The organism is Micromonospora sp. SD12, assembly GCF_052068495.1.
Taxonomy (GTDB): domain Bacteria; phylum Actinomycetota; class Actinomycetes; order Mycobacteriales; family Micromonosporaceae; genus Micromonospora; species Micromonospora echinofusca.
Window position 1 is genome coordinate 26,465 of the sequence record NZ_JBQHDF010000007.1, and the last position, 14,387, is coordinate 40,851.

Consider the following 14,387-nt stretch of genomic DNA (forward strand, 5'->3'; position numbering starts at 1 on the left):
ATGGCGCGGGTCACATCCCCTCCTCGGGGGACCAGCTCGCCGTCATGTCCACCCCGGTGCCGCGCAGCGGCGTGCCCTCGGCGCGCAGCCGCTCCCGCGCCTCCCGCTCGTGCCCGGGTGGCAGGCGGCCGGCCGAGTTCACGACCCGGTGCCAGGGCACTCCCCCGCCGTGCCGGGCCATGATCGAGCCGACCAGCCGCGCCGACGCCCGCCCCGAGCGTTCCGCCAGCGCGTCGGCGACCGCCCCGTACGACATCACCCGGCCGGGCGGGATCCGCTCGACGAGCTCCAGCACCGCCTCGACGTACTCGTCAGGTCTCACGACCGGCCACGATATGAGAAGGCGCCGGAGTACGCCGGGACCGACCACGCAGAATGGGCGGGTGCGCGACATGGTCACGGCGGCCCGGCGGGTCGTCGTCAAGATCGGATCCTCCTCGTTGACCACCGCCGGGGGCGGGCTGGACGACGGGCGGGTCGACGCGCTCGTCGGCACCCTGGGCGCGCTCGCCGCCGAGGGCCGGGAGGTCGTGCTGGTCAGCTCCGGCGCGATCGCGGCCGGCCTCGCGCCGCTGGGGCTGTCCCGGCGCCCGCGCGACCTGGCCACCCAGCAGGCCGCCGCCAGCGTCGGGCAGGGCCTGCTGATCGGCCGGTACGCGACCGCCTTCGCCCGGCACGGGCTGACCGTCGGGCAGGTCCTGCTGACCGTCGACGACGTGACCCGGCGGGCGCACTACCGCAACGCGTACCGCACCCTGCGCAAGCTGCTCGACCTGCGGGCGGTGCCGATCGTCAACGAGAACGACACGGTCGCCACCGAGGAGATCCGGTTCGGCGACAACGACCGGCTGGCGGCCCTCGTCGCCGCCCTGGTCCACGCCGACCTGCTGGTGCTCCTCTCCGACGTGGACGCCCTCTGGACCGGCGATCCCGCCCGCCCGGGCTCCAGCCGGATCAGCGAGGTGCACGACGAGCGGGACCTGACCGGGGTCACCATCGGCGGCGCCGGCCGGGCCGGCGTGGGCACCGGTGGCATGGTGACGAAGGTGGAGGCGGCCCGGATCGCCACCGGGTTCGGCATCCCGGTGGTACTGACCGCCGCGCCGCTGGCCGCCCCGGCGCTGGCCGGCGAGCCCGTCGGCACCCTGTTCCATCCCAGCCGCCGGCGCCCGACCGCCCGGCTCTTCTGGCTCGCCCACGCCACCTCGCCCCGGGGCCGGCTGCACCTCGACCCGGGCGCGGTCGCGGCGGTGGTGGGCCGGCGCAAGTCGCTGCTGCCCGCCGGCATCACGGCCGTGGACGGGGCGTTCACCGCCGGCGACCCGGTCGACCTGGTGGACGCCGGGGGCGCGCCGGTCGCCCGGGGACTGGTCAACTACGACGCGGTCGAGCTGCCGGGGCTGCTCGGCCGCTCCACCACGGAACTCGCCGCGGCGCTCGGCCCGGCGTACGAACGGGAGGTCGTCCACCGCGACGACCTCGTACTGCTGTGAGGAGTGCGGCGATGAGCGTGAGCGAGCAGGCCCGGCGGGCGCGTACGGCGGCGGAGGCGCTGGCCGTCGCCACGCGTACGGCGAAGGACGCCGCGCTGGTGGCGATGGCCGACGCGCTGGTGGCGCGTACGCCGGAGATCCTGGCCGCGAACTCGGCGGACCTGGCGGCCGGGCGCGAGGCCGGGCTGAGCGCGGCCGTGCTGGACCGGCTCGCCCTCGACGCGGGGCGGGTGGCGGGCATCGCCGACGCGCTGCGGCAGATGGCGGCGCTGCCGGACCCGGTGGGCGAGGTGGTCCGGGGCTCGACCCTGCCCAACGGGCTGGAGCTGCGCCAGATCCGGGTGCCGTTCGGCGTGGTGGGCATCATCTACGAGGCCCGCCCGAACGTGACCGTCGACGCCGCCGGCATCTGCCTGAAGTCGGGCAACGCGGCGCTGCTGCGCGGCTCGTCGTCGGCGGCCAGCTCCAACGCCGCCCTGGTCGCCGTGCTGCGCGACGCGGTGGGCGACGCCGGCCTGCCTGCGGACGCCGTGCAGCTGCTCGACGCCAGCAGCCGCGACTCGGTCATGGAGCTGATGCGCGCCCGGGGCCTGGTCGACGTGCTGATCCCGCGCGGCGGCGCGTCCCTGATCCGCACGGTGGTCGAGGAGTCCACCGTGCCGGTCATCGAGACCGGCGTGGGCAACTGCCACGTCTACGTGGACGCCGCCGCCGACCTGGCCAAGGCCGTCGCGATCGCGCTCAACGCGAAGACCCAGCGGCTGTCCACCTGCAACACCGCCGAGTCGCTGCTCGTGCACGCGGCGGTCGCCGACGCCTTCCTGCCGCCGATGCTGGCCGCCTTCGCCGAGGCCGGCGTCACCGTGCACGGCGACGAGCGGGTCGCCGCCCACTCGGCCGCCGTGCGGCCGGCCACCGACTCCGACTTCGCCACCGAGTACCTCTCGGCCGACATCGCGGTCGCCGTCGTCGACTCGCTCGACGCGGCGGTCGCGCACATCCGGCGGTACGGCACCGGGCACACCGAGGCGATCGTCACCGACTCGACCACCGCCGCCCGGGAGTTCGTGGCCCGGGTGGACGCGGCGGCCGTGATGGTCAACGCCTCGACCCGGTTCACCGACGGGGGCGAGTTCGGCTTCGGCGCCGAGATCGGCATCTCCACCCAGAAGCTGCACGCGCGCGGGCCGATGGGCCTGCCCGAGCTGACCTCCACCAAGTACGTGGTGACCGGGGACGGCCACCTGCGCGGCTGACCGCCGCCGGCTCCGGGGTCCCCGCCCGGGTGCGGGCGACCGCTAGTCTGGGTCGGGTTCGGCACGGCTTGTCTTGGGGAGGCGGCATGCTGGGCGAGAGTGCCCTGGAACAGCAACTGGCGCAGGCGCGGGCCGCGCTGCGCGAGGTGGGTGGCGCCGCCGCGCCCCGGGAGCGCACGGAGTCGATGGCCGAGGCCGCCGAGGGCCGCATCCGCGTCACGCTCGGCACCGACGGCCGGGTCAGCGCCGTCGACATCGACCCCCGGGTGCTCCGGGAGGGCTCGGAATACCTCGCGGCCGGGCTGCGCCAGGCGGTCAACGCGGCGCTCGACGGCCAGGACGACGGGGGCACGACGACCGAACCGATGCCCGACCTCGCCGCGATGACCGCCACCATCGAACGCCTCCAGGACCAGGGCCTGCGGCAGATGCGGGAGATCAGCCAGGCCGTCAGCGAGACAATGCGGAAACTGCACGGGAGCTGAGCGTGGAGAGCCTCGACGTCGACCTCGACGCGCTGGGTCGCGGCGCGAACGAGCTGGAGCAGGCCAAGGAGTCCGTCCGCCAGGTCTTCGAGGGCTTCCAGGCGGCGGTCGGCGGCTACGCCGCGGCCTTCGGCGGCGACGACATCGGCTCGCTGCTGGGGGTCGCCCACCAGGCGTGCGTGGACGCGCTGGCCGAGTGCCTGGGCACGAACATCACCGAGCTGGAGAGCTACGTCGACGGGCTGCGCGGGATGGCCGACGGCTACCGCGCCGCCGAGGAGAACGCGGCCGCGTCGTTCCGCTCGATCCTCGGCTCACTGGGCGCCTGAGCCGCCCGACCTAGGAAAGGAGTCGCGGTGGGTCTGACGCTCCCGGGCGAGCTCGCCTCCCTGCTCTCGATGCTCGGCTACGAGTGGCCCCAGTCGGACGAGACGGCGATCTTCCAGCTCGCCGGGGAGTGGACCGGCATGGCCGGCCAGATCTCCGGCTCGGTGGCGCAGCTGGAGTCGGCGGCGCGCACGGTGCTCGACAACAACCGGGGCGAGAGCTTCACCGCCTTCGCCGGCGAGTGGAACGACGGCGAGTCGGCCGCCCGCAACATCGCCGACGTCGCCCGCCCGGCCACCGTCATCGGCGTCGGGCTGATGGTCGCGGCGGGCGTGGTGCTGGCCCTGAAGATCCAGGTGATCATCCAGTTGGCCCTGCTGGCGATCCAGATCGCGCAGGCCATCGTGACGGCGGCGGTCACCTTCGGGGCGTCCCTGCTCCAGATCCCGATCTTCAAGATGATCACCGGGATGATCATCGACCAGCTCATCGGCATGGCCGTGGAGACGGTGCTCAATGGCTAGGAAGCGGACCAACCCGCCCCGGCAGACGCAGGCCAAGGGCGCCCGCGTCGTCTCGGCCTACCTGGAGAACGCCGACGTCTTCCGCACCGCCAAGTCGGCCGGCACGAAGCCGAAGGGCCCGGCGGTGCTGGTGCTGAAGAACCGGCCGGACTTCGACAGGCGGGACTTCGACCGCAAGGCCCGCGACCTGCAACGGCTCGGCCAGGACGGGGCCCTGAAGAAGGCCCCGTCGGACCGCGACAGCAACAAGGTCTACGACCCCTCCACGGGCAAGCGCCGCACCCGCACCAACGTCTACCGGGACCGGATGATCCGCAGCCTGACCAAGGACGGCCGCCTTACCCAGGACATGGGCACCCCGGAGACCAACAAGTACCTGGCCAACAAGAACGTGGTGGAGCGCCTCTACGCGGGCAAGGGGCCGATCACCGCCCGGGGCCAGGGCTACGACCCCGACCACATCCAGGAGCTACAACTGGACGGAACGGACACGTACGATAACCTCAGGCCGATGGACGCCTGGACGAATCGTCAGCTCGGCAGCGACATCTCCGTCGCGCTGCGGGACGTTCCCGAGGGCACCCCGGTCATCGTGAAGGTGATCCAGTGACCAGCCCGCAGGACCCGGCACGCCTGGAGCGCATCCGGGAGAAACTCGCGCTGCTGCGGCGCCTGGAGGCCGAGCGCGGCTTCGGTGTGGTGATCGGTGAGCCGACCCCGCTGGAGCCGATCCCCGACCTGCCCGGCGTGGCCGAGGTCTACGGCCTCTTCGGCCGGCTGGCCGGCGACAACTTCCGGTTCGCCCCGCCCGAGGAGATCCTCAGCCCGGCCGCCTGGGCGGCCCGCACGGTGGACGAGGACGACCCGATGGGCAGCCCGCTCGCGGTCGGCCACGAGGTGCACAGCATCCCGGAACGGCTGCGCGGCGAGATCGAGGCGGGGGCGCCCATCTACCTCGACCCCGAGGATCTCGACGTCTACTGGATGGAGCCGGACGACTACGTCTTCCAGTACGAGCACCCCGACGAGGACGTGGAGTTCACCGTCGTCGCGCCCGACGTGGCCACGTTCTTCGACGAGCACGTGCTCGGCCCCGCCTACCCGGAGCTGGTCGCCGTCGTCCTCGGGCCGGGCGTCCGGGACCAGCGGCTCCGCAAGGGCCGGCACGCCGGCGAGTACGCCGACAACTGGCGTCGCCTGCTGATCGCCGCCGACCTGGCGTCCTGACGCCACCCCGCACCCGGCGCACCCACGCCGCCTCCCGGCGCCCGACACGCCGTCCACACCCGAGACGCGAAGGACCAACGATGGCCGCTGACCCCCGGTTCCGCTCACTGTGGAACGAGGACGAGCTCATCCCGTACCCGCGCGAGGCGTGGCTGGAGGGGGGATTCGACCCCGACATGCTGCCCGCCGGCGACGAGATCCCGCTCGACGTGGCGGTCGTCTACACCGCCTTCCTCGAAGGCGACATCGAGCTGTTCGACACGATCCAGCTCAGCACCGAGGACGGCTCGCTGGACGTCCGGCTGATCGTGGTGGGCGCGGTCGCCGACAACCCCGACCTGCTCTACGTGCTCGACCCGAAGACCGGCGAGATCCTCCAGTTCGACCTGGAACAGCAGGACGTCCAGGCCGTCAACAGCAACTTCCGCACCTTCGTGGAGTTCCTCTACCAGTTCGCGCTCTTCGTGGAGGCCGACGAGGGCAAGCCGGGCCGGACCGAGCGGGCGGAGACGCTGCGCACCGTCCTGGAGAGCATCGACCGCGCCGCGTTCGCCCCGGACGCCTGGTGGCCGCTGGTGATCAGCCAGCTCAAGTAGGTCGGACGGGGGGGCGCCCGGGCGTCCGTGGCGGCGGCCCGGCAGACGACGCGCCCCGGCCCGGCGGCGGGCAGGTCAGTCGCGGTCAGCGGCAGGCGCGGATGGCGCTCAGCGTGGCGTGCACGTCGAACTGGCGCCCGTCGTCGCTCTCCCAGCCGCCGTCGCTGCGCTGGGTCTCGGCCAGCCGCCGCCGTGCCCGTGCCAGCAGCCACTCGTCGGAGACGATGCCGACGCGGCGCAGCGTCGCGGCCAGCCAGGCCACGTCGCCCGGGGACAGCTCCGGGATCCGCTCGGCGAGGATCACCTGGATCCGCGCCGCCTCGTGGAACATCTCCTGCCGGTGCAGGACGGCCGCGCTGAGCCAGCCGGCGGGCAGGAAGGACGGCCAACTGCCGTCCGGGCGCAGCCGGGCGACGAGCGACTGCGCGGCGGCGTGCACGACGCCCGCGTACGCGCCGCCGACGCGGTGGTCGAGCGGCCCGGCGGCCCGCGCGTCCAGGCCGGCGACGGTCAGCCAGAACCCGGCGTTCGCGGTCAGGTGGAACGCCGCCTCGGGGTCGCCCGGCCGGGCCCACTCGGGGGCGACCCCGGCCAGCGCCGGGTCCTCCTCCCAGCCGCCGTCGGGCAGCTGCCGCGCGGCCAGCCAGTCCAGCGCCCGGCGGGCGGCCGGACGGCCCAGCGCGCCCAGATCGTCCAACTCGGACAGGCGGAAGCAGGTGGCGTCCACGGAGGAGACCTCTCCGCCCAGCGTCGCCGGCCAGCCGCCGTCGGGCGCCTGACCGACCTCCGCGTCGTCGAGCAGCTCGGCGGGGGGCGGCGCGCCGGTGCGCAGCCGGGACAGCCGGGCGCGGTCCACCGCGTCCCCGTGCGCCACGACGAACCCCACCGCCGCATCAATGTCGACCACGGCGGCAACGCTACCTGCGTAAACGTGATCGCGCCTCGGCGAATCGGCCGAGGTCGCGGGGATCGGGACGGCCCGCCGCGACCTCGGCCGGCGCCGGTCAGTACGCCGGCAGCGACGGGTCGATCTGCTTGATCCAGGAGAGCACGCCGCCCTGCACGTGCACGGCGTCGCGGAAGCCGGCCGACTTGAGCGCGGCGAGCGCCTCCGCCGAGCGGACGCCGGACTTGCAGTGCAGCACGATCTGCCGGTCCTGCGGCAGCTTGGCCAGCGCCTCGCCCGAGATGATCTCGCCCTTGGGGATCAGGGTCGCGCCGGGGATCCGGACGATCTCGTACTCGGCCGGCTCGCGCACGTCGACGAGGAAGATGTCCTTGCCGGCGTCCTGCCACTCCTTGAGCTCCAGCGCGGTGATGGTCGCGTCGACCACCGCCTCCTGGGCCTCCACCGACACCGCGCCGCAGAAGTCCTCGTAGTCCTCCAGCAGGTCGGTGACGGTGGGGTTCTCGCCGCAGAGCACGCAGTCCGGGTCCTTGCGGACCTTGATCTTGCGGTAGCTCATCTCCAGGGCGTCGTAGACCATCAGCCGGCCGACCAACGGCTCCCCGATGCCGGCGAGCAGCTTGATCGCCTCGTTGACCTGGATGGAGCCGATCGACGCGCAGAGCACGCCGAGCACGCCGCCCTCGGCGCAGGAGGGAACCATGCCGGGCGGCGGGGGCTCCGGGTAGAGGCAGCGGTAGCAGGGGCCGTGCTCGGCCCAGAACACCGACGCCTGGCCGTCGAAGCGGTAGATCGACCCCCAGACGTACGGCTTGCCGAGCAGCACCGCCGCGTCGTTGACCATGTAACGGGTGGCGAAGTTGTCGGTGCCGTCGACGATCAGGTCGTAGCGGGAGAAGATGTCCCGCACGTTCTCCCGGTCCAGCGCCGTGTTGTGGATCTCCACGTGCACCAGCGGGTTGATCTCGCGGATCGAGGCGGCGGCCGACTCGGCCTTGGAGCGCCCGACGTCGGAGACGCCGTGGATGATCTGGCGCTGGAGGTTGGACTCGTCCACGGTGTCGAAGTCGATGATGCCGAGCGTGCCGACCCCGGCGGCGGCGAGGTACATCAGCGCCGGCGAGCCGAGACCGCCGGCGCCGACACAGAGCACCCGGGCGTTCTTCAGCCGCTTCTGCCCCTCCACCCCGACGTCCGGGATGATCAGGTGGCGCGAGTAGCGGCGGATCTCGTCAACGGTCAGCTCGGCGGCGGGCTCGACGAGCGGGGGCAACGACACGGTGGACTCCCCGGGATCGGCTGAAGGCGAACCGGGCCATTGTCGCTCGCACCAGGCTCGATCGGCCATGAGGAGCGACACGTCGCCCGAACTGCGGGAAGGGGAATAACTCAGGTGCCGGGAACGACCTCGCCGTCGTAGCGGGAGCCGTCCACGTACGGCCAGGCGTTGGCGGCGCAGCCGTCCAGGCCGTACGTCTGCTGCTGCATCACCGGCGCGGGCTCGCCGGGCCCCGGGCACGCCTGGTGCACCTCGCCCAGCTCGTGGCCCACCTCGTGGTTGACCACGTAGGCGCGGTAGATCGCCAGCGGCGCCCCGTAGTCGGGAACCGCCTCCAGCCAGCGCGCCAGGTTGATGATCACCTGGCCGGGGAGCCGGCACGAGGTGTAGCCCTCGGTGCTCAGCCCGCCCTCGGCGCACATCCGCTCGGAGGTCTCCGGGGTGGCGAGGTAGACGGTGAAGTCGGCGTCGTCGGCCTCCGCCACCCGCCGCAGCCGCAGCTCCTCCGAGGCGATCCAGCTCCGGGGGTCGCCCAGCACCTCGTCGACGGCCACGGCGAAGGAGTCGACGTCCTGACCGGTGCCCTGCTCCACGGCCACCCGGTAGTGCAGGAGCGGCCCGTCGGTGCCCCGCACCGGGGACTCGCCGGGCGCCGTGACGAAGTCGCCCGTACCCGCGCGGGGGTAGGCGGAGGGCCGGGGCCGCTCGTCCGTCCCCGCCGCGTACGACGTGCGACGCCCGTCGCCGGTGGCCGGCACGCTCGCGCGGTCGCCGGCCCGGGCCAGCGTCACGGTGGCCGTCGCCGCGAGCAGCAGGAGTACGCCGAGCCCCACCACGCGCCGCCCGTGGGGCGGAGCCGGCGCCCGGGACGGGGTCGGGCGGCGGGCCGGGCCAGGCGGGTCGCAAGGGGACGACGACGTCATGAGCCGAGCGTTGCACACCAATCGGGCATTCCGTCGCGTAAAACGCGAATCCCGCTCAACCCCCGACTGGGCGCACGTGCGGTCCTCTCCAGCCCGCTGACGCTGCCCGCCGGAGAGCGGGTGCGGGCGACGGTCGGCCTGTCCGTGCTCGTTCCTCGCGCCGTGCCCGACGGGGCCTGCGTCAGAGTTGGGGCCCCGCGTACCGGCGCCCGTCCCGGTACGGCCAGGGGTTGGCCACGCAGCCGTTGAGGAAGAGCGTCTGCTGCATCATGACCGGCGCCACCCGCCCCCTGCCGGGGCAGCGCTCGTGCCGGTGCCCCAACTGGTGCCCCACCTCGTGGTTCACCACGTACGTCCGGTAGACCGACAGCGGCACCTTCGCGCTCACGAAGTGCGGCACCGAGAGCCGCCAGCGCTCCAGGTTGATGATCACCTTGCCGGGTGCCCGGCAGGACGTGTAGGGCCGCCCGCCCACCCGGATGTCGACCCCTCCGGCCGCACACATCCGACCCGCCGTCCTCGCCGTGGCGAGGTAGACCGTGAAGTCGTGTCGGGCGGCGGCACCCACCTGCTGCAACCGCAGCTCGCCGTCGACCCAGCTCCCCGGCCCGGCGAGCGCCCGCTCGACGGCGGCGGCGAACTGGCCCGCGTCCTCGTCGGCGCCCGACTCCACGGCGACCCGGTAGCGGCGCAGCGTGCCCGCGTCGCCCAGCACCGGGCCCGTCCGGTCGTCGTAGCCGAAGCTGCCCCGGCCCGCCGACGGCACCGGCCCGGGCAGCCGGAGCACGGCCGGCGGGGGCGCGGCGGCCGAGGGCGACGCGGCGGGCGACGACGGCAGCGGCGAGGCCGCCGCCGGCGCGAGCACCGGCGCGGGGGCCAACTCCTCGGGCGTGAGCGCCTCCGCCCCGACGTCGGCACGCCGGTCGGCGATCACCGCCACCGCCGCGCCGACCGCGAGCACCAGCGCGACCAGCTCCACGAGCCGTCGCCGGCGCGCCGGCCGACGGTGCCGCGCGCGGGTCAGGTCCACGCCGGCGTCGCGCGGGGGTGCGCCGGCCGGGGCACGACGGCGGCCGTCGGCGGAAGCCGGGGCACGGCGGGTCGGGGTGGGGCGACGGGCAGGGGGCATCCCGGTCAGCCTGCCATGTCGGACCGCTCGGCGGTGTCCCCCGTTTCGGTGAGCAGGCCCAGCACGGCCCGGGCCACCAGGCGCGGCACCTCCAGCTGGGCCACGTGACCGACACCGTCGAGCATCAGCAGCCGGCTGTCCGGGACGACCCGCGCCGTCTGCGGCGCCACCCGCACGTCCACCAGCCGGTCGGCCCGGCCCCCGACGACCAGGGTGGGCGCCGCGACCGTCGCGGCGAGCCGCCACAGCGACCCGGACCCCGGCAGGTACGACCGCAGGAAGCTGGAGACCAGCCCACGGAACGTCCGCACGTACGCGGCGGCGTAGTGCGGGACCTCGTGGCGCACCCGGATCTCCTCCAGCGCCTCCTCCCGGCGCTGGTCGCAGATCCGGCTGAGGTCGGCGACGCACGACTCCATCACCTGCTGGGCCATCACCTCGGGCGCGATCTGGGCCAGCCGCCAGGCGGCCAGGCGCTCGCCCCGGGGGATCGCCAGCAGCGGCAGCATCCGGCCCTGCAACGAGCGCCGGAAGTCCAGGAACGGCAGGGCCGGCGAGATCAGCGTCAGGCTCCGGACCAGGTCCGGCCGCACCCCCGCCACCTGCACCGAGATCGCCCCGCCCAGCGAGTTGCCGAAGAGGTGCACCGGCCCGCGACCCGAGTGCTCGATCCAGCGGATCACCCGGTCGGCGAAGGCCGGGACGGTGTACCGGCGGCCCGGCTCGCTGCGGCCGAACCCGGGCAGGTCGATGGCCTGCCCGTCGAGGCGGTCGGCGAGCAGGTACGCCAGATCGGTCCAGTTCTGCGACGATCCGCCGAGCCCGTGCACGTAGAGCGCGGGCTCCGCACCGGGCGCGGTGGCCGGGGTGTCCCGCACGTACGTCACCGTGCCGTCGAGGCGTACCTCCCGCCCCGGCCAGGGCGGTGGCACGGAATGCCCGGGGAGCAGGTGGTCCGGCCGGAGGGTGGCGCGCTTCATGACTCCAGTCTGCCCGAGGTGCTGCCCGGGGCGCTCAGGCCAGCAGCGCCTCGATCCGGCGGTTGACCGCGGCCAGGGTGGCCCGGACGACCGCCTGCCGGGGATCCCCGGCGACCAGCGCGGAGCCGACCAGCTGCTCCACCCAGCCGTCGCAGACCAGCAGCACCACGACCGTCGCCACGTCGCAGTTGCCGAAGGGCACCACGGCGGCGTGCTCGACGAAGCAGCGGCCCCGGTCGGGGCCGGCGTCGGGGGCGCGCTCGCCGCCGCGCAGCAGCTCGTCGACCGCCGCCGCAGCGGCCACCGCGCACAGCCGCAGCACGTAGCCGTCGACGGCCGGCCCGGTCGAGTAGCCGGCGGCGTTCTCCCCGCCCGCGAGCAGGCGTACCTCCACCGTGGCGTCGAGCCCGAAGGTGCTCACCTGGACGTGGTCGATCACCACCCGGGGACCCACCACGCCGCCGGTGTCCAGCGGCCGCGACGGCGCGGTCTCCGTCGTCGTCACCTGCCCACCGGAGTACGACGTGCCGACGGTCGCCGGAACACCGGACGCCGCCCCGGCCGGGGCGGCCGAGACCGAGCCCGGCTCCTCCACGGTGGCCCGGCCCCGGTGCGGGGCCGCGGGCTGCCGGCGTCGACGCGGGCCCTCGGTTTCGGGGCGCGGTTCGGTGCGGGTCGGCGGGGCCTCCGGCGGGCTGCCGGCCACCCTGCCGCCGGGCACCCGGGGCTCGGCGGAGGACGGCTCGCCGGTGCGCGTCGCCGGGCCCGCTGACCTGGGGTCGGCGCCACGCGGCTCGGCCGAGCGGCGGCGTACCGGCGGGGCGGGCGCGGCCGGCATGCCGGGCAGGTTCTGCGGCGCGGCGGCCAGCCCCATCCGGTCCTGGAGCAGTCGGGCGACCTGCCGGCTCACCTCGGCCGGGTCGGCCCCGTCGGCGAGGTCGAGCCGCAGGCTGTGCGCGCCGGCCGGGGTGCGGCGCAGCGCCGCGTCGCGGACGCCGGCCACGCCGCGGACGGCGTCGAGGATGGCGTTGACGTCGAAGCCCTCCGGGCGCTCCCGCAGCGGGGCGGGCTCGTCGTCGCGGCGCAGATGGGTGGCGATGCGGGCGAGTTCGGGGGTTTCGGCGGGTGGCTCCACAGCTGGCGGCTCCGGCACGACGGGCACGTCCGGCTCAGCGGGGACGCGCTGCGGCAACACCGCCGACGCCGGCTCCGGCGCCTGGTCGGCGGCGGCCGGCGGGGCCGGCTCGGAGGCGGATCGACGGGCCGCGTAGGAGGGTGCGCCCGTCGGGGCGGGCGCGGACGGGTCGCGGTCACGCCGCCCGAACCCGCCGGTGGCGGCCTCGGCGCCGGGGGCCTGGGGGCCGACCGGAGCAGCGGCGGGCGGCTCGACGCTCTCCGGCCGGAGCCGGAACGGCCGGGTCACCCGCTCCGGGGCGTCCTCCGCGCGGGGCGCCGCCTCCGGGGCGTACGCGAGCGGGGGCGCGCCCGCCGGCGCGGGGACGGAACCGCCGGCGGCCCAGGCCGGCCGCTCGGTCGGAACCGCCGGCTCGGCGTCGGGCCCGGCCGGCCGCTCGTACGACGGTCGGGGCACCGACGCGGTCGGGGCGGCTTCGTAGGGGCGGCCGGGCTCGCGGGGCGGCTCGTACGGCCGGGCGGGCTCGGCGCGCAGCGGCTCGTACGGCCGGTGCGGCTCGCCGGCCCAGGCCGGGGGCTGTTCCTCGCGGGAGCGGCGCCCCGCCGGCTCGGGCTCCTCACGGGACCGCCGGCCGACGGACTCGGGCTCCTCCCGGGAACGGCGGCCGACGGGCGCGGCCTCCTCGCGGGAGCGCCGCCCTGTCGACTCGGGCTCCTCCCGGGACCAGGGCGGCGCCCACGCGGCGCCCCAGCTCGGGCGGTTCCAGTTCGGGCCGGTCCAGTCCGGCTCGGTCGTCGGCGGCCACTCGGCGGCCGACTGCCGCGGGGCGCCCGTCTCCGGGTCGGACGACGCTGCCCGGTCGGCGTGCTCGGCAGCGGCGGCCGGATCAGCGGCCGGCGACTGGCTCGGCTCCACGCCGACGCCACGGCCGGCGCGATCGTGCCCGGCGGCGCGCGACGCGCGCTCCTGCCCGGCCCCACCCGCCGCGCGGTCCTGGTCGTACGCGTCCGGCGCCCGGTCCTGGCCGGGGGCGCCTGGCGCCCGCTCGGCGCGGCGGCCGCCCTGGCCCGGCCCGCCGGGGGCGCGGTCCTGGCCGGGTTCCCCGGACGCGCCGTCCGAGCCGGCGGTGACCGGGTAGGGGCCCTGGTCCTCGCGGAAGGCGCGGTCCGCGCCCAGCGCGCGGTCGACGCCGGCGACCCGGTCGCCCCCGTGGTCGGCTGCGGCGGGTGCGGCGTCGACCCGCTCGCTGGACGAAGGCTCGGCTGGCGGCGGGAAGGGGCGCGGGTCGTGGGCCGGCGGCTCCGGCGGAAAGCGGTCGCTCCAACCGCGCGCCGGGCCAGCGGCAGACGGGGGCCCCTCGGCGGCGCGGTCGGCCATCGGCGCGTGGAAGCCGGGCGGCACCTCGAAGCCGCTGGCGGCGGTGCCGACGGGCGGGACCTGGACGGCCGGGGGCGCCGACGTCGGCAGCCCGGGCTCGGACCAGCGGGTCTGGCGGCCGGTCGACGGGTCGTCGGAGGAGCGCCGGACCGGGCCGGGCTCGGGGTCGGTGAACCCGTGCTGCGGTCCCGGCGGCTGCTCGGCCGCCGGCGCCGGGCGCTGCGCGGGCACCACCAGCCGGTCGTTGCCCGGATCGCGGCGCTGCTCGCCGTGGATGCCGGGCGGGGCGCTCACCGGGGCCTGGCGGTCGACCGGCGCGTCGTCGGCGGCGTGGTCGACGCCGTTGGCGCGGCGGCCGTTGACCCGGGCCGGCGGCTCGGTCGGCAGGCCGGGCAGCGGTGGCGGCAGGTCGCCGTGGCGCGGCGACGAGGCGGCCCAGCCGGGGCTCTGCTCGGGCGGACCCCACGGCGAAGCCGGCTCGCGGGTGCCGGAGATCTCCCCGCCCCGGGTCCAACCGGCCGCCGGGGGCGCCCATCCGCTGCCGGAACGGGCCAGGTCGTCCTGCGGACCCGTGCCGTCGCCGTGCTCTCCCGGGGTGGCGGCACCGGGTTGCCCTGTTTCACTCACCGCGCGCTCCTTGGTCGCCCCCGCTGAGGCTACCGTGTGGTGACAGTGGCGATAAGTTACGGCGGCGGGCCAATTCCGCGACGGGTCCCGGGCCCCGACCGGTTCGGGTGAAATGCCGGCTC

Annotated in this window: 15 protein-coding genes; 8 read left to right on the forward strand and 7 right to left on the reverse strand. The window is 75.7% G+C overall.

The window, feature by feature from the left end; translation table 11 throughout:
* Positions 1-10 precede the first annotated feature (10 nt).
* A complete protein-coding gene (locus ACTMS2_RS15785; RefSeq protein WP_101412829.1) occupies positions 11-322 on the reverse strand; it encodes an MGMT family protein in 312 nt (103 codons plus the stop codon).
* A 61-nt stretch (positions 323-383) separates the two neighbouring features.
* Here ACTMS2_RS15785 and proB point away from each other — a divergent pair, with 61 nt between their 5' ends.
* The 8 genes from proB (at position 384) to ACTMS2_RS15825 (ending at position 5,908) form a co-directional block, all read left to right on the forward strand.
* Positions 384-1,493 (forward strand): glutamate 5-kinase, encoded by a 1,110-nt coding sequence (gene proB, locus ACTMS2_RS15790; RefSeq protein WP_441176043.1) that lies wholly within the window; start codon positions 384-386, stop codon positions 1,491-1,493.
* Between the two features lie 11 nt (positions 1,494-1,504).
* Entirely contained in the window at positions 1,505-2,749 is a 1,245-nt protein-coding gene (locus ACTMS2_RS15795) for a glutamate-5-semialdehyde dehydrogenase (protein ID WP_441176044.1), read from the forward strand.
* Positions 2,750-2,835: 86 nt separating this feature from the next.
* Positions 2,836-3,234 (forward strand): YbaB/EbfC family nucleoid-associated protein, encoded by a 399-nt coding sequence (locus tag ACTMS2_RS15800; RefSeq protein ID WP_441176045.1) that lies wholly within the window; start codon positions 2,836-2,838, stop codon positions 3,232-3,234.
* Between the two features lie 2 nt (positions 3,235-3,236).
* The gene (locus tag ACTMS2_RS15805; protein ID WP_101412833.1) at positions 3,237-3,563 is read left to right on the forward strand and encodes a WXG100 family type VII secretion target; all 327 of its coding nucleotides are present in this window, start codon (positions 3,237-3,239) and stop codon (positions 3,561-3,563) included.
* A 27-nt stretch (positions 3,564-3,590) separates the two neighbouring features.
* Complete coding sequence (locus ACTMS2_RS15810) at positions 3,591-4,085, forward strand: hypothetical protein (protein ID WP_441176046.1); 495 nt, start codon at positions 3,591-3,593, stop codon at positions 4,083-4,085.
* The gene (locus ACTMS2_RS15815; protein ID WP_441176047.1) at positions 4,078-4,695 is read left to right on the forward strand and encodes a hypothetical protein; all 618 of its coding nucleotides are present in this window, start codon (positions 4,078-4,080) and stop codon (positions 4,693-4,695) included. Before ACTMS2_RS15810 ends, ACTMS2_RS15815 begins: the two co-directional genes overlap by 8 nt.
* Entirely contained in the window at positions 4,692-5,312 is a 621-nt protein-coding gene (locus ACTMS2_RS15820; protein ID WP_441176048.1) for a hypothetical protein, read from the forward strand. The genes ACTMS2_RS15815 and ACTMS2_RS15820 overlap by 4 nt, the downstream gene beginning before the upstream one ends.
* Positions 5,313-5,392: 80 nt before the next feature.
* Complete coding sequence (locus ACTMS2_RS15825) at positions 5,393-5,908, forward strand: SUKH-4 family immunity protein (protein ID WP_441176049.1); 516 nt, start codon at positions 5,393-5,395, stop codon at positions 5,906-5,908.
* 85 nt (positions 5,909-5,993) lie between these two features.
* On the opposite strand, the gene ACTMS2_RS15830 is transcribed toward ACTMS2_RS15825, so the two are convergent.
* The 6 genes from ACTMS2_RS15830 to ACTMS2_RS15855 all read right to left on the reverse strand — a co-directional run bounded on the left by ACTMS2_RS15830 (position 5,994) and on the right by ACTMS2_RS15855 (position 14,265).
* Complete coding sequence (locus ACTMS2_RS15830) at positions 5,994-6,878, reverse strand: squalene--hopene cyclase (protein ID WP_441176259.1); 885 nt, start codon at positions 6,876-6,878, stop codon at positions 5,994-5,996.
* A gap of 34 nt (positions 6,879-6,912) precedes the next feature.
* A complete protein-coding gene (gene moeZ / locus ACTMS2_RS15835) occupies positions 6,913-8,094 on the reverse strand; it encodes an adenylyltransferase/sulfurtransferase MoeZ (RefSeq protein ID WP_088998301.1) in 1,182 nt (393 codons plus the stop codon).
* A gap of 110 nt (positions 8,095-8,204) precedes the next feature.
* Positions 8,205-8,930: a DUF3152 domain-containing protein gene (locus ACTMS2_RS15840; RefSeq protein ID WP_441176050.1), complete on the reverse strand. Its 726-nt coding sequence runs from the start codon at positions 8,928-8,930 to the stop codon at positions 8,205-8,207.
* Between the two features lie 268 nt (positions 8,931-9,198).
* The gene (locus tag ACTMS2_RS15845) at positions 9,199-10,146 is read right to left on the reverse strand and encodes a DUF3152 domain-containing protein (protein WP_441176051.1); all 948 of its coding nucleotides are present in this window, start codon (positions 10,144-10,146) and stop codon (positions 9,199-9,201) included.
* Between the two features lie 5 nt (positions 10,147-10,151).
* Complete coding sequence (locus ACTMS2_RS15850; RefSeq protein ID WP_441176052.1) at positions 10,152-11,126, reverse strand: alpha/beta fold hydrolase; 975 nt, start codon at positions 11,124-11,126, stop codon at positions 10,152-10,154.
* A gap of 34 nt (positions 11,127-11,160) precedes the next feature.
* Positions 11,161-14,265, reverse strand: a complete 3,105-nt coding sequence (locus ACTMS2_RS15855; RefSeq protein WP_441176053.1) for a hypothetical protein — start codon at positions 14,263-14,265, stop codon at positions 11,161-11,163.
* Positions 14,266-14,387 lie beyond the last annotated feature (122 nt).

Bases quoted from the DNA above. Each gene is read 5' to 3' on its own strand.
- ACTMS2_RS15795 (WP_441176044.1), top strand. From the start codon at position 1,505: ATGAGCGTGAGCGAGCAGGCCCGGCGGGCGCGTACGGCGGCGGAGGCG.
- ACTMS2_RS15800 (WP_441176045.1), top strand. From the start codon at position 2,836: ATGCTGGGCGAGAGTGCCCTGGAACAGCAACTGGCGCAGGCGCGGGCC.
- ACTMS2_RS15815 (WP_441176047.1), top strand. From the start codon at position 4,078: ATGGCTAGGAAGCGGACCAACCCGCCCCGGCAGACGCAGGCCAAGGGC.
- ACTMS2_RS15825 (WP_441176049.1), top strand. From the start codon at position 5,393: ATGGCCGCTGACCCCCGGTTCCGCTCACTGTGGAACGAGGACGAGCTC.
- ACTMS2_RS15845 (WP_441176051.1), bottom strand. From the start codon at position 10,146: ATGCCCCCTGCCCGTCGCCCCACCCCGACCCGCCGTGCCCCGGCTTCC.
- ACTMS2_RS15850 (WP_441176052.1), bottom strand. From the start codon at position 11,126: ATGAAGCGCGCCACCCTCCGGCCGGACCACCTGCTCCCCGGGCATTCC.